The organism is Rhodopseudomonas sp. AAP120 (assembly GCF_001295845.1).
Classification (GTDB): Bacteria; Pseudomonadota; Alphaproteobacteria; order Rhizobiales; family Xanthobacteraceae; genus Rhodopseudomonas.
The window spans coordinates 17,250-35,770 of the sequence record NZ_LJIC01000047.1 but is presented as its reverse complement, the minus strand read 5'-3'; the positions used below and the strand labels follow the sequence as shown (position 1 = coordinate 35,770).

Sequence of the window (18,521 nt, the reverse complement as noted above, 5' to 3'; positions counted from 1 at the left end):
GCGCCATGGCGGCTCCAGGAGTGCATCTGCCCGACCGACGCAGCTCCACATAGAGGGATCATTAACGCGGCGGTCCTAGTTTCGAGGTGCCTGGATCTAGTCGTGGAACACTGCCGGATCGCCGATGAGGGAAGACCCTGCTGCTTCGCAACTGTCGGACGAGGCACGCATACGACTCTATGATCGGGCTCTGCATGCCGCCGGCATCGGGGTTTGGGAATGCGACCTCGATACCGAGCGCCTGAGCTGGACCACTGGCGTCTACGACATCTTCGGCTATCCGGCGGGCAATCCGTTGCGACGCGCCGCCATCGTCGACCTCTACTTCGATGAGTCCCGGCGCAACATGGAGCTGGCGCGTGCCGAGGTGATCCGCAGCGGTCGCCCGGTCACCATCGATACCGAGATCAGAACCTGGCGCGGCGAAAGCCGCTGGATGCGTCTGTCGATCAACGCAGCGCGCGACGGCGGACGGCCGGTGCGGATCTTCGGCGCCAAACAGGACGTCACCTCCGACCGGCAAGCGATCGAGCGTCTCCGGCTCCAGGCCGAAACCGATCCTCTCACCGGGTTGGCCAATCGCGCGATCTTCCAGGCGCGCTACCGCGAGGTCGTGGGCGACAGCCTGAATCACGGCTTCGCCTCGGCGCTCGTTTTGATCGACCTCGACGGCTTCAAGGAACTCAACGATACGCTCGGCCATCTGGCCGGAGACGCATGCCTGTGCGAGGTCGCGCAACGTCTGCGGCGGGCCTTCCGCAATGCCGGCCTGGTCGGCCGGCTCGGCGGCGACGAGTTCGCCATCATCCTGCGGGCGCCGCGCAGTCCGACGCGGATCGCCGAGGTGTTGCAGCACACCATCTTGATGCTCAGCCGGCCGCTGTTCTGGAACGGCCATCGCATCGAGGTCAGCGCCTCGATCGGCGCCGCTTTGGTCGGCCGCCCGCATCGCAGGCGGATCGCCGACCTGTTCGAAGAAGCCGACCTCGCGCTCTACCAGGCCAAGGCCGCCGGCCGGAATCGCGTGCATCTGATCGGAGACGAGGCCCAGAGCCGGGCGGCGTAGCGCGGAACTGCCCGAGCTTCGCAACGATCCCTGCGTCCAGCGCCGGGCAGCCCACAGGCCATTTCGTCAGCACTGCAACCGGAGCGTCGGGCCGCTAGGCGTAGGATCGGAATGGCGCACCCGACACGATTCGAACGTGTGACCTTTGCCTTCGGAGGGCAACGCTCTATCCAGCTGAGCTACGGGTGCGTGCCCCGTTCCTGTAGCCGATTGGCGGCGGATCGGCAACGGGGACGAAAAACGATTGTTCTTCAAGGCGTACCCCGTGAGGCAAGGGTCGCGCGCTCGAATCGCGTCGGATATGCTGCGGAACGGGCGTCACAACGCGGCTGAGCCGGGGCTGCGGTGGTGCCACCTAGAAGGGGGCGGATGGAGTCTTCGCTGGCGCGCCAGTGCCGTAGCAGATCCTGGTCCTAAGAGCCCTCATACGCTCGTCTCAATAGGGGCTGCGCCCTGGCAAAGTCATCCATGTTTTTCAGAGACAGCTCGAGGTTGCCTGTGCCGAAATGTCCGATCTTGGTAACGTCACGAGAGAAGCCGTCTTCGAGATCTACAGTTTTAGGGTCCAGCCGTAGGTAGAGAGTGACCACCTTCACCTGCGGGTAAATTTCGGCGCAAGTGAAATTCTTCAGACGTTTGAACGCGATATAGAATTTCAGTTCCTTGACCTGGACGTCATCTCCTAATCCGATGAGATACTGACGAACGGCTTCAAAGAGGTCTCTCAGCTCTGGTGGGGATCGTTGAAGCTTATAGTCGATCCGAGAGTTAGCATAAGGATCCTCAGGCGCATTTTCGCGCTCGTTAGGCGGTTCGGGGCTTTCTGGTAAGTTTGCGGCCGGCACAGCTGATTTGGCCTGCTTCGGTGCGTGCACCAATTCAAGCATCAGCAGGCCGGTGTCGAAACGTCGGTAGCGGATCAGCTCGATGTTTCGCGCGATCTGTTTGACGGCGTGCTGATCGTAGCGCGTGAAGTCGCCGGCGATACAGATCAAACGCGGCGCGCTCCAGTCGACTTCGTTCGCGGTCTTGCTTCCCAGTTTTTCCATCACCAGCCACTGAAATTCCTTGCGATGGTCGAGCAGCCAATCGAGGTAGAACAGCCCTTGATTGATGACGTTCTCGTTCACCGCTCGCTTGAATTCGATGATGACGGGGCAATCGTCTTCATCGAGTCCGAGAGTGTCGATGCGGCCGCCGTGAACAGTTCCGGTGGAATGCTCGCTCGCTAGAAACCGAATGCCGAGTAGTTGCTCGAGATTGGCTTCAAAGAGATTCTGCAGTGATTTTTCGACTTGCAGGGCCTGACCGGGGACCTCGTGCACCAATTCATGGTCGATCCTGAAAAGCTTTACGTCACTCATAGCGGCTTCCAATTTCATGCTTTTGCGAAATTTGGGCTGTCGAAACCCTGCTACGCCACCGCGCTCTCGTTCAGCATTTCGATCTTCGAAAACAGTTGCGTCACCCGCTCGTCGCCGAACAGGTCGTCCGGTCCGGTCGGTGCCACGTATGTGAACGGCGGCTCGTAAAGCAAGCCCGGGTCCATGATCCCTTGGTCGGTCAGGTGCTCGACCACCATGTTGATGAATTCGATCTGCGCCGCGGAGGCGGTTCCGCTGTCGAGGAAATCGCCGAAGGCTTCCGTGACGGCGGCGCGGTCGAGGCCAATGAGCGAGCGGACGAAGCGACCGAAGCCTTGGCTGACGTCGCGGGCGCGTTCGATGTCGCCGGCCTCTCCGATGCCGGCGTCGAGCAGCATCTTCTCCAGCTCAGTCAGGTCGGTCGCAGTCAGCGGCTTGCCTTGGCGCAGCTTGTGGAGGGCGATGTGGTCCTCGTGGGCCTTCAGAAAATGCCGTGCCTTGCGCTTGAACTGGGCGAAGTCGACGGCGCCGACCTGCGGCAACTCGTGTTCGACACCATCGCCGATCTCGTCGGTGAAGTTGGAATACACCACCGCCTTCTTCGAGCGCTCGATGTGCTGCACCAGATCGCGCAGCCGCAGCCGCACCAATTCGAATAGTGGGACGGTGACGCCCTCCCACCACTGATCGGTCTGGATCTCCTCGATCAGCTCGGCGCGCTGGGCGATCGCCGGGATGCCGGTCTGCTCCTCCAGGGCCGACGCAATTTCGATAAGCTGCTTCTTCAAAGTGGCGAAGCGCTTGGAGCCCTTGAGCAGCGCCAGTTCGAGGCCGAACATCAGCAGGTCGAAGCGCTTGGCTTCTTCAACGCCGAGATCCTGCGCCGAAGGTAGCGGCGCAATGTCGGTGGTCAGCTCGGTGCGGGTCTGTTCGTCGAGCGTCGCCCAGCTTTCCGGCTTGGCGTATTTCTCGACCGTGCGGCGCAGCCGGCGAACGATGAAGTTGTCGAGGTTGAGCCCGCTCACCGCGTCCTGCAGCACATGCAGCGCGTCGGCGCGGATCTCGGTCTCGCTCGGCGGCGCATCGTCGCCGGCCTGATAGGGCGTCTGCGGCGCTTCGGCGAGTTCGCCGGCTTTCGCGTGCTTCTTGTCGAGCGCGCCGATCAGGTCGAGCCGGGCAGCGAACAGCCGTTCCGATAGCGATTTCGCCGCGCTCGCTTCCTTCAGCTCCGGATTGGCGCCGAAGAATTCGAGGTTCTGGCAGTAGTCGAAGACGCGGAAGAATTCCTTGTCCTGGCCGGGGCCGAACAAGTCCGGGCACAGCCGTGTGCCGCGGCCCATCATCTGCCAGAACTTGGTCTTGGAGCGCACCTGCTTGAAGAACACCAGATTGACCACCTCGGGCACGTCGATGCCGGTGTCGAGCATGTCGACCGAGATCGCGATGTGCGGATTGGCGGTCTTCTTGGAAAAATCGTCGATCAGCGTCTGCGCGTAGGCGCCGCTGTCATAGGTGATGACCCGGGCGAAATGCCCGGCGAGGTGCGGATAGGCGGCGTTGAAGCGCTTCTCGATGAACAGCGCATGCGCCTGGTTCTTCGCAAAAATGATGGTTTTGCCGAGCCGGTCGCCGCCCTCGACCTTGACGCCGTTTTGCATCAAGTGCGCGATCACCTTGTCGATGGTGTCCTGGTTGAACAGCCATTTATTGACCTCGGCGGCCTCGACGCTGTCGGGGATGTCCTCCTCGCCCCATTCCAGGCTGTCCCACTGATCCTTCTCGTCGTCGCTGAGATCGTCGTAGCGCAGGCCGTCGCGGACGAATTTCAGCGGCACCGAGATCGCCACCGGCGGCACCAGCACGCCTTCTTCGATCGCCTCGTCGAGCGAATAGGCGTCGGTCGGCACGCCGTCTTCGAGGTCGAACAGCGAGTAGGTGTTCTTGTCGATCTCGTCCTTCGGCGTCGCCGTCAGCCCGATCAGGAACGAGTCGAAATATTCAAAGATCGCGCGGTAGCGCTGATAGACCGAGCGGTGCGCCTCGTCGATCACGATCAGGTCGAAATGGCCGGGACCGAACTTGACGGTGCCGTCCTGCTTACCGTCGATCAGGTTCATCATCGTCGGATAGGTCGACAGGAACACCCTTCCGTCGCTGGTGCGCTGGGTGACGAGGTTGACCGGCGCCGAGTCCGGCAGATGCGCCTTGAAGGCGCCGGTGGCCTGGTTCACCAGCGCGATACGGTCGGCGAGGAACAGCACGCGCTTGACCCAGCCGGCGCGCATCAGCAGGTCGACCAGCGCGATCACCGTCCGGGTCTTGCCGGAGCCGGTCGCCATCACCAGCAGCGCTTTACGCTCGCCGTCCGCTTCAAAATGCTTGGCGATGGCGCGGATCGCGCGCTGCTGATACGGCCGCTTGTGGCCGGCGATACCCAAGTTGATCTTCGTCTCGGCGAGCTTGGCGCGGCCGGTCCGGCGCTGGATCAACAGCTCAAGTTCGTCACGCTTGTAGAAGCCACCGATCTGCCGCGGCGGGGTGCGGGTGTCGTCCCAGATCCAGTGCTCGTAGCCGTTGGAATAGAAGATCACCGGGCGCTGGCCGTAGCGCGCCTCCAGGCAATCGGCGTAGAGCTTGGCCTGCTGCTGGCCCTGGCGGGCGTCCTTGCGGGTGCGCTTGGCCTCGACCAGGCCGAGCGGTTTGCCGTCGGCGCCCCACAGCACGTAGTCGACGAAGCCGACGCCTTGCTCGTTCGGCATGCCCTCGACGCGGAATTCCAGATCGTCCGGATGGTCGAGCGTCCAGCCGGCTTCGCGCAGATAGTGGTCGATGAAGCGGTCGCGGGTCTCGGCCTCGTTGTAATCGTGGGCGTCCGGCGTCGCCTCGGCGGCCTTGCGGGCGCTCGCGACCTCGGCACGCAGCGCCTTCAATTCGTCGTCGAGGTTCTGCTTGTCGGCGAGTAGTTTGGTCAGTTCGCCGTTCTTGGCGTCGAGCGCGGCCTGCTGCGCCTTGATATGGCTGAACGCCTTCTTCAGCGCCTCGTCGCGGCGCGTCAGCACCGCGGCGTCGAAGGCGAGCTTCGGGTCGGGCTTGGCTTGTCGCGCATAAGTGCGGGCGAGCCAGAAGCAGACGTGAAACAGCTCCTTCACGGCGCCGGCGGCGTCGCCGGGTTTGATCGCCTTCTCCTCGTGCACCGCGCGGTTGCGCAGCGAATTGATGTATTTGGCCTTCGTGAACACCGCCTCGCCGGCGGCCTTCTTGAACGTCGGCTCGTGCAGCAGCGCCGCGATATTGTCCTGATACGGCAGCTTCAGCGCGGGGTCGCTGCGAAACGCCCACTTCACCGCGACCTCCACCGCCTTGCCGGCGAAGAACGCCGCCGCGGTCGGGTCACTCGCCGCATGCCGCTCCGCCGCCACCGCCGCCTCGTGCACGGTGGGGAATTCCAGGCTGAGGAAGGCGAAGTTGGACATTGGCGGGGCTTGCTTCAGGCCGCGTCGGCGATGGCGCGGATTTCGAGATGCACGCCGGTTTCGCTCTGCAGCACGCCGATGACGCCGAGCAGGTTTTCGGCGGTCGGGTTGCCGGACGGCCCGAACATCCTCATCAGGCTCTTCTGCGGCCGCCCGAGGGCGGCGCTCAGACGTTCGAAGCCGATGGTGGCGTTGATGTAGTCGCGGATCGCGGCCCGCCCGGCGTCGATCTCGCCGGCGAGCAGGGTCTGGATCGCCTCCTCGAATAGCGCTTTGCGAAACGCCGGGTCACGCGCCGCGCGGGCCTGCACGGTATCGCGGAAATCGCGGGTCAGCGGCATCGGTCAGCCTCTCTTGTCGGCCTTGCGGCTCTTGTAGTCGCGCCACCGCCGCAGCGCGGCGGCGATGTCTTTCTGTTGGCGTCGCTTGGTGCCGCCGCCGAGCAGGATCACCAGCACCCGGCCGTCCCAGCCAAAGTAAATTCGATAGCCAGGCCCGCGGTCGATCCTGAGTTCGGCGGCACCGTCTCCGATCGGCTTGACGTTGGAAATGTTGCCGTCGCCGAGGCGGCCGATGGCCGTCGTGACGACCGCCGCCGCCTGCGGATCGAGGCCGTCGAACCAGTGCCGGAACGGGCTTTCATCGTCCTCCGTGACGTATTCGACGATCCGGATCATATGGTGCCTTATACGTTACCATATTGCAACCCGTGGGCGAATTTTCAAGCGTGGTTTCACCGCCACCTCGACCGCCTTGCCGGCAAAGAACGCCGCGGCGGTTGGATCGGATGCCGCATGCCGCTCCGCCGCCACCGCCGCCTCGTGCACGGTGGGGAATTCGGCGGAGAGGAAGGCGAAGTTGGACATGCGAGTGTCCGATCAGAGCTGGCCGGAAAAGGCACGGTGTTGGAGAGAGAAGAAGAGCGCTTCTGACTTAGAAAGGCTGTTGCGCTGCTCCGCCTTCTGGGAAGTGAACTTGCTCGCAATACATGAGAATTTACGCTGCAAATCGGAAGGTGGGCACATAACAAGGACCTGTTCAAGTCGAGACTTGCTTACCAAGCCCTTCATTCCGCCAGTGGATGCGTTTTGAATGAGCCGCTTCCCTGCTCGGATCTGATGATACAAGAATAGAACGTCGATATCGGTCGATATAAGAGCATTGATCTGCTGATTGAAAGATACCTCCCTGTCAGTCAGGGCAGCATTCCCAATAGAGTTGGGGCTTCCTGCGATGCAGGTGATTAGGATGGAGCCGCGAGGGGCTATGCGAGCCTTGGATTTGGCCGCTTCGGATAGACGCTCGGCTGCCTCGCTGACATACTGCTCCTCTGGATTGATGTTGTCAGATTTGATCCATTCAATAAACGAGCCGAAGTTTTCTGAGTTCTCTCTTGGAGGCGTATTTCCTGTTACGACCTTGCATACGTGACTGATTGGTGCTTGCCGCCAAGACTTTGGATTAACGACTGGGTCACCGAATCGCTCCAGGAAGACGGATAGCAAAGCTTCATCGATCAACTCTATCGCCCGCTTGCGCTTGCGGCGCAGCGCATCCGCCTTGTCCAGGATCGCCGCGATCCGCCGCTGCTCGTCGAGCGGGGGGAGCGGCACAAAGACTGTCTCGACGAATGATCGACCTATCCCTCCGACAGTCGCGCCGCGAAAGTCCTTCAGAATTTCGTGCTTTCCACGCGGCGAGGCCAAGTAGCGAAAGATGTATTTGGAATCTGCTTCGTGAGGCTTAACAGATAGTCGGAAAACATGTTCATTTATCGCAGCTTCGTGGAAAGGAAAGTCGTCGTTTACGAAGCTTGTCTTTCCCGTTGTGGCGCCGTCTTTGACGATAAGGATGTCGCCTGGCGAAACACGGCCACCCGGGAGTTTTTCGTAGAATTCCTTTGGAATTCTCTTCGGATTTTTAAATGAAAAGGAGCCATCGTCAGCTAAGTGCTCGGCGCCAAGACTCATCACTTCGCCCGTATCAGCCGATGCGCCGCCCTTTGGCCGAGCGCCGCTTTCTAACTCCGCCACGAGTTGGCCGAGCGCGACATCAAAGTTCACAGCATCGCCTCCAGCTCATCCAGCCCGTCCGCGATCTCCTGCTCCAGCGCCTTCAATTCGGCGATGATCTCCTTCGGCGGGCGGTGCTCGGCGGCCTCATGCACCACCTCCTTGTAGCGGTTGAGCGACAAATCGTAGCCAGCCGCGGCGATCTCGGCTTTCGGCACGCAGAAGCTCTGCGCGGTGCGCGGGCGGTCGCGCTCGGCGGTGGCGCGCTGTTTCCAGCGCGTGGCGATGTCCGGCAGATTGTTCTTGCCGTGCTCGGCGGCGTCGAGTTTGGCGTTCGGGCCGATCTTCTCCGCCGGTAGCAGCGGATTTCGCTTGTCGTCGAGCGACAGGCCGTCGGCCTGGCAATCGTAGAACCAAACGTGATCGGTGCCGCCCGAATTGGTCTTGGTGAACAGCACGATCGCGGTCGAGACGCCGGCATAGGGCCGGAACACTCCGGACGGCAGCTTGACGATGCCGTCGAGCCGGTGGTTCTCGACCAGCATCTTGCGGATCGCCTTGTGGGCGGTCGAGGAGCCGAACAAAACCCCGTCCGGCACGATCACCGCCGCGCGCCCGCCGGGCTTCAAGAGCTTCAGGAATAGCGCCATGAACAACAGCTCGGTCTTCTTGGTCTTGACGACGCTGCGCAGGTCCTTCGCGGTGGTCTCGTAATCGAGCGAGCCGGCGAACGGCGGATTGGCGAGCACGAGGCTGTAGCGGTCGGCGTCGCCGCCGTGCTCCTGGCTGAGCGAATCCTTGTAGCGTATGTCGGGGTCTTCGACGCCGTGCAGCGTCATGTTCATCGAGCCGATCCGCAGCATGGTGCTGTCGAAATCGAAGCCGTGGAACATCTCCTGATTGAAATGGTCGCGCGTCTCGGCGTCGTGAAACAGTTTGGGATGGTTGTCGCGCAGATATTCGCCGGCCGAGACCAGGAAGCCGCAGGTGCCGCAGGCCGGATCGACGATCACGTCTTTCGGGGTCGGCGCAGTCATCTCGACCATCAGCGCGATGATGTGGCGCGGGGTGCGGAACTGGCCGTTCTGGCCGGCGGTGGCGATCTTCGCCAGCATGTATTCGTAGAGATCGCCCTTGGTGTCGCGATCCTCCATCGGGATATCGGCGAGCAGGTCGACCACCTTGGCCAGCAGCGCCGGCGTCGGAATGGTGAAGCGCGCGTCCTTCATATGGGTGGCGTGCGCGCTACCCTTCTCGCCCATGTCGCGCAGGAACGGGAAGACGTGTTCGGCGACAAGGTTAAACATCGTCGCCGGATCGCGGTTCTTCAGCCGCGACCAACGCAACTCCTCGTAAGCCACGCCGCCGCGACCGCCGCGACCGTCCTTGCCCTCGGGGAAGATCCGCCGCGCCATCGGCTTCTTCAGCCGGTTGGCCTTGTTCTCCTCGCGGGTATGCGCCTCGTCGAGCCCGCGGATGAACAGCAGATAGGTGATCTGCTCGATCACCTCGATCGGGTTGGCGATCCCGCCCGCCCAGAACGCATTCCAAACATTATCGATTTTCGACCGCAGCTCGCCCGTCAGCATTCCAATCCCCCGAGTCAGGGGAGGAATTTAGAGGGCGCCGAGCGGGGAGGGAAGACGCAGCAAAGGTCGTATGCAACCGGCAGGCGAAGCATGGCTTGCGGCCGGCTTTGGTTACGGCGTGCGCCGTGCGCTCTTCACTCCGCCGGCACGATCATCTTGCCGATCGGCCACAGCGCGATGCCGGCGAGTTTGAGGTGGGCCCAGGCGAATGGGATGCCGATGATGGTGACGGCGAGCAGGACGGCCGTGACCAGGTGGCCGAGCGCCAGCCACCAGCCGGCGAACACGAACCAGATGATGTTGCCGAGCACGCCCAGCGGCCCGGTGCCGAGGTCGTCGCGGCCGGTCACCATGTCGCGCGGCACCGCCATGTAGCCGAACGGAAACAGCGTGTAGGCGGCGATGCTGAAGGCGGCGCGGGCCCAGGGCAGACCGATGATGGTGATCGCCATGATCACCGCGGCCAGCGCCCAGCCGGCGGCCATCCAGAAGCCGCCCAGCGCGATCCACAAGATGTTCAGAAGCAACGAGACCGGCGACATCGGGCATTTCTCCAGGGCGGGAACTTGGGACGACTGTTGCCGAGTCGGGACCGCCCCGTCCACGACCTTGCGAGAGAGCCGAGGTGAAAAGCCGATTCGCTTTCACTGTGGGCGATTCAGTTTCTGCATGAGAGGACTTGTCCGGCCACCATATGGCTCCGTGGAACCTCACGGACCGGAACGGAACTGTCTTTGCGGCATTACAGTTCCCGTTGCCGTCTTCAAGGAGCCGTTTCTGAATGTCTGACGATAAGCCTCACCGCGAACGCGCCGTCGTGGATCGCGGGGATGCTATCGATCTCAACCATCAGAATCACGACATCTTCTTCGCGGCGGTCGAGACGACGCGGATGCCGATGATCGTCACCGACCCGCGTCAGCCGGACAATCCGATCATCTTCGCCAACCGCGCTTTCCTGGAGATGACCGGCTACGGGCTATCCGAGATCGTCGGCAACAACTGCCGCTTTCTGCAGGGGCCGGACACCGATCGCGACACCGTTGCGATCGTCCGCGAAGCGATCACCAACCGCCGCGATGTCGCGGTCGAGATACTCAACTATCGCAAGAACGGCGCAGCCTTCTGGAACGCGCTCTTCATCAGCCCGGTGTACAACCGCGACGGCGAGCTGGTGTACTTCTTCGCCTCGCAGCTCGACGTCTCGCGCCGCCGCGATGCCGAGACGTCGCTGGTGCAGGCGCAGAAGATGGAGGCGATCGGCCAGCTCACCGGCGGCATAGCTCACGATTTCAACAATCTGCTGCAGGTGATCATCGGCTATGCGGACACCCTGCAGTCCGCGACCGACACCATGGCGCCGCGCCACCAGCGCGCGGTCGACAACATCCGCTCGGCCGCGACCCGCGCGGCGACGCTGACGCAGCAATTGCTGTCATTCGCCCGCAAGCAGCGGCTCGACAGCCGGCCGATCAATCTCAACAACATGATCGAGGCGCTGGTGCAGCTCGCGCGCCGCACGTTCGGCGAGAATGTCGACGTGCAGGTCAAGACGCAGGCCGATCTATGGAATAGCCGCATCGACCAGACCCAGGCCGAAGTCGCGCTGCTCAATCTGTTCGTCAACGCCCGCGACGCGATGCCCAGCGGCGGCACTCTGACGATCCGCACCGAGAACAAGGAGATCGCCGAGGAGGACACGCTGCAGTTCGGCGTGCCGCGCGGCGGCCGCTACGTGATCCTGAAGGTGACGGACACCGGCAACGGGATTTCGCCCGATATCCTCAAGCGCGTCACCGAGCCGTTCTTCACGACGAAGGAGGAAGGCAAAGGCACCGGTCTTGGGCTCGCGATGGTGTACGGCTTCACGCGTCAGTCCGGCGGCAGCACGCATATCTACAGCGAAGTGGGACACGGCACGACCGTGCAGCTGTTGTTTCCCGCCACCACGCAAGATCTGCCCAAGCCGTCGATCCGCGCGCCGATGGCGATGGACCGCGCCGGCAGCGAGCGCATCCTGGTGGTCGAGGATCGCCCCGAAGTCGCCGAGCTGGCGCGCTCGATCCTGGAGGATTTCGGCTATCAAACCGAAATGGCCAGCAATGCCCGCGAGGCGCTCGAACTGCTCGATGCCGAAACGCGATTCGATCTGCTGTTCACCGACCTGGTGATGCCCGGCAGCATGAACGGCGCGGTGCTGGCGCGCGAGGCACTGAAGCGGCAGCCGAAGCTCAAGGTACTGCTGACCACCGGCTATTCCGAAGCCGTCGTGGAACAGCACGATGCCTCGTCGGAAGAATTCGACATCATCAACAAGCCCTACCGCCGCACGGACCTGATCCGCCGCGTCCGGCACCTGCTCGACGGACCGACCGGCGTCAGCTGACGACGAGTCGGATCGTGCGTTTGGATCTGGTGATGTGCGCGGATGACGAGCAGCTGCGCGACGGACGTGTTCCGAGCATCGCAAAATCGCCACCGTCGCGGCGAATTGCGGTCAAAGCCCTCGGCCAGATTCGCAAGCGGGACTTGGAAGGGAAACGACGCTTGCCTTACACCGTGACGGCCGTCCGCAACGACGAGAAGATGCAGAGCGTGCGCAGCAGCGCATTGATTGCGCTCGCCAAGGCGCGCGTGTGGGAGAGCGAGGGTTGGCGCGTCGCGATCGTCGATCCCGACGGACGCGAGCACGACGTCGCGCAACTCGACGAACTCACTTCATTCAAGCCGGAAAAACTGACGGCGCTATCGGCGTTCTTGACGAACGGCGAGTTGTCACGAACCGCGAAGGACGCGGCCGTCTCTGAGGCTGCTGCGGATAGGGCGTTGCAGCCGCAAGATATCCACGGTCCGTGGCGCGCGGAACCTCACGGCCCCTGGTTGACGGACGCGCGCGGCAAGGAGGCCGAGAAGGCGCTGGCGCTCGCGTCTTCCTGAGCGACGACGTGATTGCAATTCTCGCAGCGGAACACCGCCACGCGACGCCGCGGCGGTAGATTCGGAAGGCAACCGATCAGTTGCATCGGGCTCGAGCAAGCCGGGCACGCTGGCGTGCATTCACGACACTTATCGGACATCGCGGCCGCTCACAGGCTGGAGGCCGAATTTGCGGCCGACGGAAAGGCTGTCTAGCAGAGGGTTGTAAAATGTCCGCGACAGGATCGCCAGCAACTAGATCGCGGTGGTTACATCAACATTCATCCCTATGGTGCATGACTTGGTAGTTCGTGCATGTTCCCCACGTGATTCTACGTGGTAGTCCCACGAGAAATGCTTGCGATAATGCTTCTCGCTTAGCGCTCGGCGACCGCATCGCCCCAAGGCTGTGCAATTTCGGTCACACCTGAATTGGCGTCGCCGTCGCGAAGCACGACGCTGGGGCAGGCGAACTTCATCGGGACGGTCTGCACTCGCGCTTCCTCATAGGTGAAGCGCTGCGCCAGCGCCGCGCGCGTGGCGTCCGGCAGGCGAACGTCGCCGATCACGACCGCGCCTTCGCTGGCGTCGATCCGCGGCTGGTGGATCGCCGCGTCGAGATCCATGCCGTAGTCCATCACGAACGACAGGATCTGCGCCACCGCCGGCAGAATGCGGCGACCACCGGACGCGCCGAGCGCGAAGCGGCGGCCGTCCGCGGCCTGCGCGACGACGGGCGTGTAGTTGGTAAGGCAGCGCTTGCCGGGCGCGAGCGAGTTCGGCCGGCCGGGTTCGGGATCGAACCACATGACGCCGTTGTTCATCATGATGCCGGTCTGCGGCGTTTCGAATTTCGAGCCGAAGCTCGACAGCAGCGTCTGCGTCACCGCCGCCATGTTGCCGTCGCGATCGACCACGGAGAAATGCGTCGTGCAGGCCGGCGCCAGATGCTCGGCACCGAGCGCGCGGCGGCCGTCGGCGTCGCCCATGTCGCTCAATCGCTCCGCATAGGCCGATTGCAGCGCGCGCGCATAGGCGGCGTAGGCGTCGGCATCCGGACCGCTGCCCTGCGCCTTTAGATCGTCGCTTAGCACCCGCAGCGTATGGGCCAGCGTCGGCCCCGCAGTGAGTTCGGGCGTCGCATACACGGCGCCGCCGCGATACGGAATCCGCAGCGGCGCGCGGACATGGGCGCGGAACGCCGCCAGATCCTCGACCGTCAGCGATCCGCCGCTCGCTGCCATATCGGCGGCGATGCTACGCGCCAGCTCGCCCGCGTAGAAGTCGCGCGGCCCCTGTTCGGCGAGCTGCGCCATCGTCGCCTGCAGCCGCGCTTGCGGCATCCGGGTTTCCGACTGAATGCCCCACGGCGCCTGCGGCGGCAGGCCGTCGAGCAGATAGGATGCGGCGCTGGCCGAGTAGCGGCGCAGATCGGCAGCGGCGCTGCCGATCATCAGCGTCGTCCACCAATCGACCGCAAGGCCTTCGCCTGCCAGCGCGATACTCGGCGCAACCAGCTCTTTCCAGGGCATCCGAGCATGGCGGCGGTGCGCTTCCTCCATGCCGGCGACGACGCCCGGCACGGCGACCGAGCCGGGGCCGTGCAGGTTGCGGTCGTCCTTGACGCGCGGCCAGGGAAACAGATCGGAGGCCGCGCCGGCGCCGGTCAGCGGATAGTCCTCGGTGCGCAGGCTGCCGGGCGTGCACATGCCGTAGTCGATCACTTCGTATTTATCGTCGCGCGCCCGGTACAGCACCATCGCGCCACCGCCGCCGATGCCGCTCATCCACGGCTCCAGCACGCCGAGCGCAAAGGTGGTGGCGATCACCGCGTCGATGCAGTCGCCGCCCGCCGCCAGCACCTGCGCGCCCACTTCTGCCGCGCGTCGCGATTGCGCGGCGACGATGCCGCCCTTGGAGACGACCGCGGGCTTGCGGATCTGCTGCAGATTGCTGAACTGGTCGGCCATGTTGGACTGTGCTCTCGCTGCGTGGGAGATCGCCTGCGCGGACGCGCGGCGGTCGCATCAAACCACACGCGATCGCGGCGCCACAATCCTCCCGCACGCATGCGGGGTTGCGTGTCGTTCAGCCGGCTTCGCCGATGCGATAACCGATGCCGGGCTCGGTCAGGATGATCTGCGGATCGTCGGCACGGGCTTCGATCTTCTGCCGCAGCTGGCCGATATAGACGCGCAGATATTGCGTGTCCGAGGTGTGCGCCGGGCCCCACACCGCGGCGAGGATCTGCCGATGGGTGACGACGCGGCCGGCGTGCCGCACCAGGAAGGCCAGCAGTTCGAATTCCTTCGGCGTCAGCTTGATCTCGGCGCCGCCGCGGGTGACGCGATGACGCAGCACGTCGATCTCGATGCCGCCGACCGCCAGCGTCACCGGCTCGGATTTGCGCTGCATGCGGTGTCGCAGCGCGGCGCGCATCCGCGCCATCAGCTCGCCGGTGTTGAACGGCTTGTTGACGTAATCGTCGGCGCCGAGATCGAGCGACTCGATCTTCTCGGCCTCGCGCTCGCGCGCCGACAGCACCAGGATCGGCAGGTCCGACCAGGCGCGTACCTGCCGGATCACCTCCTTGCCGTCGCCGTCGGCGAGGCCGAGGTCGAGCAGCACGATGTCGGGGGCGTCGGCGGCGATCCGCTTGATCGCCTCGGCGACGGTCGCGGCGTGGGCGACGTCGTAGTTGTTGGCTTCCAGCGCGGGCTTCAGGAAGCGCAGGATCGCCGGTTCGTCGTCGACCACCAGCACGCGCGAATTCACGCTCATGATTCCGGCGTCTCCTGTGGGTTGTCGCGCATGAAGGTGAGCACGAACCGGGTGCCGTGCTGATCCGCGACGGGGCTCACCGCCGACACCGCGCCGCCATGCGCTTCCATGATTCCCTTGGTAATGGCCAGCCCCAGCCCGACGCCCTGGCCTCGATCCGAGGAGGGCGCCGTGTCGCCGGCGCTGCGCACGAAGCGCTCGAAGATGTGCGGCAGGTCGGTGGCGGCGATGCCGGGGCCGTCGTCGGTGATGCGCAGCCGCACCGCGAGGTCGCTCGCCTCGGCGTCGATGATGATGTGCGCGGCGGCCGGGGTATACGCCACCGCGTTGGCGACGATGTTGCCGAGCGCCTGCTCGACCAGCGCGGCGTCCGCTTGCACCAGCGGAATGTCGGCCGGCCAGGCGAGTTCGAGCCGCTGCGCCGCGCCGCGCCGCCGCGCCGCCTCGATCACGCGCGCGGCGATCTCGCGCAAATCGACCCAGTCGCGGCGCAGTTCGAGCGCGCCGGATTCGATCCGAGTGATCGACAGCAGATTGCGCACCATCTCGTCGAGGCCTTCGGCCTCCTCGCGGATGTTGGCGAGCAGGTCGCGCGTCGCCGCCTCGTCAAGCTTGTCGCCGTAGGTCGACAGGCTGGTGGCCGAGCCGAGGATCGACGATAGCGGCGTGCGGAAGTCGTGCGAGATCGAGGCGAGCAGCGTGTTGCGCACGCGCTCGGTCTCGGTCGCGGTGCGGGCGCTCACCATGTCGCGGGTCAGCGCGGCGCGCTCCAGCGCCGCGGCGGTTTGCTCGGTGAGCGTGTCGAGCAGCGCCTGCGCTTCGGCGTCGAGCGCCGGATTGTCCCTGTGCTGCATCACGCCGATCACGCCGTAGGTCGTGGTCCCGGTGCGCGCCGGCACGAAGCGCCACGGCACGATCGGCAGCGTGCCGGTCTCGAACCCTGCGGGCTCGTTGTGGGTGAAGGCCCAGCGCGCCGCGGTCGTCGCGGCTTCGTCGAGCGCATCTTCCGGTGGCCAGGCGGCGGCCAGCGCCAGATCATCGCCGCGCGGCAGCAGCACCATCACCGGCCGGCCGAGGCTGGCGTGGATCTCGCTCGCAGCACCCTCCGCAATGTCGTCGCTGGTGGCGAGGCCAGAGAGGCGGCGTGTGAATTCGTACAGCCGCCGCATCGCGCGGACGCGGCCGGCGGAAATCCGCGCCTGCTCGCGCAGCCGGCCCGCGAGCGTCGCGGCCACGAAGGCGACCACCAGATACACCAGCAGCGCCAGCAGCTCGTAAGGCTCGGCGATGGTGAAAGTGTAGAGCGGTGCGATGAAGAAGAAATTGTAGGCCAGGAACGACAGCACCGAGGCGAAGATCGCCGGCCACACGCCGGACTTCACGGCGCTGAACAGCACCGCCATCAGGAACACGACGGAGAGGTTGGCGGCCGGGATCATCTGGCCGACGCCCTTGCCGACCAGCACGGCCCCGGCGACCGCCACGGCGGCGTAGAGAAAATGCGCCGGCGTCGAGGCCTCGAAGCGCGCGGCGAGCGACCGTTTCGGACGCTCGCCGGTCTCCGTATGGGTCGGCACCAGATGGACAGCGATGTCGCTGGAGCGTTGCATCAGTTGCAGCGGCAGCGACCGCGACAGCAGCCGCCGCCAGGTGGTGTCGCGCGGCCGGCCGATCACCATCTGGGTGACGTTCTCGAACCGGGCGAAGCGCAGCAGTTCGTCCGGAATGTCGGCGCCTGTCAGCGTGTGGATCTCGGCGCCGAGACTCTCGGCCAGCTTCAGCGCCTCGTCGATCTGTTTTCGCGCAGCGGTGTCCGGGTTGATACCTGAGCGCTCCACCGTCACGGCGATCCATGGCGCGTCCATCAGGTCGGCGAGCCGCTTGGCGGTGCGCACCACGCCGGGCGAGCCGCTGTCCGGTCCGACGCAGGCGAGGATGCGCTCGCCCGCTGCCCACGGCCCTTCGATGGCGTGCGCCTGCATGCGCTCGACCAGCGCGGCGTCGACCCGCTCGGCGGCGCGGCGCATCGCCAGCTCGCGCAGCGCCGTCAGATTCTGCGGCTTGAAGAAGCTTTCGACGGCGCGCGCCGCGGTGTCCTGGACATAGACCTTGCCCTGGGCGAGTCGCTTCAACAGCTCGTCGGGCGGCAGGTCGACCAGCACGATCTCGTCGGCGCGGTCGAACGCCTTGTCGGGCACGGTCTCGCGCACCCGAATTTTGCTGATCCTCAGCACGACGTCGTTGAGGCTTTCGAGGTGCTGGATATTCAGCGTTGTCCAGACGTCGATGCCGGCGGCGAGCAGTTCGTCGATATCCTGCCAACGCTTGGGATGGCGGCTGCCGGGCACATTGGTGTGGGCGTATTCGTCGACCAGCAGCAGGCTGGGTCGCCGCGCCAGCGCGCCGTCGAGATCGAATTCGCGCATCACCCGGTTGCGATACACGATCGGGCGGCGCGGCAGCAATTCGAGGCCCTGCAGCAACTGCTCGGTCTCGAGGCGGCCGTGGGTCTCGATCAGTCCCGCCACGACGTCGCGGCCGCCGCTCAGTTCGCTGCGCGCCGCCGACAGCATCGCGTAGGTCTTGCCGACGCCGGGGGCGGCGCCGACGAAGATCTTCAGCCGGCCGCGCCCCTCCTTGCTGGCGAGCGCCAGCAAGGCATCGGGCGAGGCACGTGTGGTGACGGTCGAGGTCGACAAATCAGGAACCCTGCTTCGGAGCCCGCAGTCTATCCAGAGCGAGGTTTAATTTCAGTACGTTGACGCGCGGTTCGCCGAGCAGGCCGAGCTCGCGGCCGCTGCTCTGCTGCTCCACCAGGGCCCGCAGCGCGGCTTCCGGCAGGTTGCGCGCCTTGGCGACGCGCGGCACCTGGAACAGCGCCGCCTCCGGCGAGATGTCCGGGTCGAGGCCGCTGGCCGAGGTGGTGACCAGATCGACCGGCACCGGCTGGGCTGGATTCTCCTGCTTCAGCGCCGCGACGTCGTCCTTGAGCCGGTCCGCCAGCGCCTTGCTGGTCGGGCCGAGGTTGGAGCCCATCGAGTTGGCGGCGTTGTAGGGCGCCGGCACGGTCTTGGTCGCATCCTGCGGGTCGGGCGCGGTGGTGGCCGAGGGGCGGCCGTGGAAGTAGCTCGGCGCGGTGAACGACTGGCCGATCAGGGCGGAGCCGATCACCTGGCCGTCCTTCTCGATCAGGCTACCATTGGCCTGGCTCGGCAGCAGCACCTGGGCGAGGCCGGTCATGGCCAGCGGGTAGATCAGGCCGGTGAGGCAGGCGAGGGCCGCGAAGGACACGATCGCCGGGCGGATTTCTTTCAACATGA

At 64.7% G+C, this 18,521-nt stretch carries 15 protein-coding genes and 1 tRNA gene; 3 read left to right on the top strand and 13 right to left on the bottom strand.

Translation table 11 applies throughout. From position 1 onward, the window contains the following. The first annotated feature begins 124 nt into the window (after window positions 1-124). The gene (locus tag IP86_RS08705) at window positions 125-1,066 is read left to right on the top strand and encodes a sensor domain-containing diguanylate cyclase (protein WP_054162124.1); all 942 of its coding nucleotides are present in this window, start codon (window positions 125-127) and stop codon (window positions 1,064-1,066) included. Between the two features lie 112 nt (window positions 1,067-1,178). On the opposite strand, the gene IP86_RS08700 is transcribed toward IP86_RS08705, so the two are convergent. The 9 genes from IP86_RS08700 to IP86_RS08665 all read right to left on the bottom strand — a co-directional run bounded on the left by IP86_RS08700 (window position 1,179) and on the right by IP86_RS08665 (window position 10,046). Continuing rightward, window positions 1,179-1,255, bottom strand: a tRNA-Arg gene (locus IP86_RS08700). Window positions 1,256-1,479: 224 nt separating this feature from the next. After that, a complete protein-coding gene (locus IP86_RS08695) occupies window positions 1,480-2,430 on the bottom strand; it encodes a DUF5655 domain-containing protein (protein WP_054162133.1) in 951 nt (316 codons plus the stop codon). 50 nt (window positions 2,431-2,480) lie between these two features. Next, window positions 2,481-5,903, bottom strand: a complete 3,423-nt coding sequence (locus tag IP86_RS08690; RefSeq protein WP_054162123.1) for a DEAD/DEAH box helicase family protein — start codon at window positions 5,901-5,903, stop codon at window positions 2,481-2,483. A gap of 14 nt (window positions 5,904-5,917) precedes the next feature. Then, window positions 5,918-6,244, bottom strand: coding sequence for a hypothetical protein (locus IP86_RS08685; RefSeq protein WP_054162122.1), 327 nt, complete (start codon window positions 6,242-6,244; stop codon window positions 5,918-5,920). 3 nt (window positions 6,245-6,247) lie between these two features. Further along, the gene (locus IP86_RS08680) at window positions 6,248-6,577 is read right to left on the bottom strand and encodes a type II toxin-antitoxin system RelE/ParE family toxin (protein WP_054162132.1); all 330 of its coding nucleotides are present in this window, start codon (window positions 6,575-6,577) and stop codon (window positions 6,248-6,250) included. A gap of 18 nt (window positions 6,578-6,595) precedes the next feature. Continuing rightward, window positions 6,596-6,769 carry a hypothetical protein gene (locus tag IP86_RS28615; RefSeq protein ID WP_156332443.1) on the bottom strand — a complete coding sequence of 58 codons (174 nt, stop codon included), beginning with the start codon at window positions 6,767-6,769 and terminating at the stop codon, window positions 6,596-6,598. 12 nt (window positions 6,770-6,781) lie between these two features. Next, the gene (locus tag IP86_RS29030) at window positions 6,782-7,966 is read right to left on the bottom strand and encodes a restriction endonuclease subunit S (RefSeq protein WP_054162121.1); all 1,185 of its coding nucleotides are present in this window, start codon (window positions 7,964-7,966) and stop codon (window positions 6,782-6,784) included. Next, on the bottom strand, window positions 7,963-9,504 hold the full coding sequence (locus tag IP86_RS08670) for a type I restriction-modification system subunit M (protein ID WP_054162120.1): 1,542 nt from the start codon (window positions 9,502-9,504) through the stop codon (window positions 7,963-7,965). Before IP86_RS08670 ends, IP86_RS29030 begins: the two co-directional genes overlap by 4 nt. A gap of 134 nt (window positions 9,505-9,638) precedes the next feature. After that, window positions 9,639-10,046 carry a YccF domain-containing protein gene (locus IP86_RS08665; RefSeq protein WP_054162119.1) on the bottom strand — a complete coding sequence of 136 codons (408 nt, stop codon included), beginning with the start codon at window positions 10,044-10,046 and terminating at the stop codon, window positions 9,639-9,641. Between the two features lie 239 nt (window positions 10,047-10,285). Here IP86_RS08665 and IP86_RS08660 point away from each other — a divergent pair, with 239 nt between their 5' ends. Together IP86_RS08660 and IP86_RS28610 are read left to right on the top strand one after the other, a co-directional pair. Then, window positions 10,286-11,890 carry a hybrid sensor histidine kinase/response regulator gene (locus tag IP86_RS08660; RefSeq protein ID WP_054162118.1) on the top strand — a complete coding sequence of 535 codons (1,605 nt, stop codon included), beginning with the start codon at window positions 10,286-10,288 and terminating at the stop codon, window positions 11,888-11,890. 14 nt (window positions 11,891-11,904) lie between these two features. Further along, on the top strand, window positions 11,905-12,441 hold the full coding sequence (locus IP86_RS28610) for a hypothetical protein (RefSeq protein WP_156332442.1): 537 nt from the start codon (window positions 11,905-11,907) through the stop codon (window positions 12,439-12,441). Window positions 12,442-12,797: 356 nt separating this feature from the next. Here the strand turns inward: IP86_RS28610 and IP86_RS08650 are convergent, their stop codons facing one another. The 4 genes from IP86_RS08650 to IP86_RS08635 all read right to left on the bottom strand — a co-directional run bounded on the left by IP86_RS08650 (window position 12,798) and on the right by IP86_RS08635 (window position 18,519). Beyond that, the gene (locus tag IP86_RS08650; protein ID WP_054162117.1) at window positions 12,798-14,390 is read right to left on the bottom strand and encodes a gamma-glutamyltransferase family protein; all 1,593 of its coding nucleotides are present in this window, start codon (window positions 14,388-14,390) and stop codon (window positions 12,798-12,800) included. Window positions 14,391-14,508: 118 nt separating this feature from the next. After that, window positions 14,509-15,201 carry a response regulator gene (locus tag IP86_RS08645; protein ID WP_054162116.1) on the bottom strand — a complete coding sequence of 231 codons (693 nt, stop codon included), beginning with the start codon at window positions 15,199-15,201 and terminating at the stop codon, window positions 14,509-14,511. Then, window positions 15,198-17,900 carry a DUF4118 domain-containing protein gene (locus IP86_RS08640; RefSeq protein WP_054162115.1) on the bottom strand — a complete coding sequence of 901 codons (2,703 nt, stop codon included), beginning with the start codon at window positions 17,898-17,900 and terminating at the stop codon, window positions 15,198-15,200. Before IP86_RS08640 ends, IP86_RS08645 begins: the two co-directional genes overlap by 4 nt. A gap of 1 nt (window position 17,901) precedes the next feature. Further along, a complete protein-coding gene (locus IP86_RS08635) occupies window positions 17,902-18,519 on the bottom strand; it encodes a K(+)-transporting ATPase subunit C (RefSeq protein ID WP_054162114.1) in 618 nt (205 codons plus the stop codon). Between the last annotated feature and the right edge of the window lie 2 nt (window positions 18,520-18,521).

Excerpts from the sequence above, each read along its gene's own strand:
- IP86_RS08705 (WP_054162124.1), top strand. The coding sequence starts at position 125 with ATGAGGGAAGACCCTGCTGCTTCGCAACTGTCGGACGAGGCACGCATA.
- IP86_RS08695 (WP_054162133.1), bottom strand. The coding sequence starts at position 2,430 with ATGAGTGACGTAAAGCTTTTCAGGATCGACCATGAATTGGTGCACGAG.
- IP86_RS08690 (WP_054162123.1), bottom strand. The coding sequence starts at position 5,903 with ATGTCCAACTTCGCCTTCCTCAGCCTGGAATTCCCCACCGTGCACGAG.
- IP86_RS08685 (WP_054162122.1), bottom strand. The coding sequence starts at position 6,244 with ATGCCGCTGACCCGCGATTTCCGCGATACCGTGCAGGCCCGCGCGGCG.
- IP86_RS28615 (WP_156332443.1), bottom strand. The coding sequence starts at position 6,769 with ATGTCCAACTTCGCCTTCCTCTCCGCCGAATTCCCCACCGTGCACGAG.
- IP86_RS08670 (WP_054162120.1), bottom strand. The coding sequence starts at position 9,504 with ATGCTGACGGGCGAGCTGCGGTCGAAAATCGATAATGTTTGGAATGCG.
- IP86_RS08665 (WP_054162119.1), bottom strand. The coding sequence starts at position 10,046 with ATGTCGCCGGTCTCGTTGCTTCTGAACATCTTGTGGATCGCGCTGGGC.
- IP86_RS08660 (WP_054162118.1), top strand. The coding sequence starts at position 10,286 with ATGTCTGACGATAAGCCTCACCGCGAACGCGCCGTCGTGGATCGCGGG.
- IP86_RS08650 (WP_054162117.1), bottom strand. The coding sequence starts at position 14,390 with ATGGCCGACCAGTTCAGCAATCTGCAGCAGATCCGCAAGCCCGCGGTC.
- IP86_RS08645 (WP_054162116.1), bottom strand. The coding sequence starts at position 15,201 with ATGAGCGTGAATTCGCGCGTGCTGGTGGTCGACGACGAACCGGCGATC.
- IP86_RS08635 (WP_054162114.1), bottom strand. The coding sequence starts at position 18,519 with ATGTTGAAAGAAATCCGCCCGGCGATCGTGTCCTTCGCGGCCCTCGCC.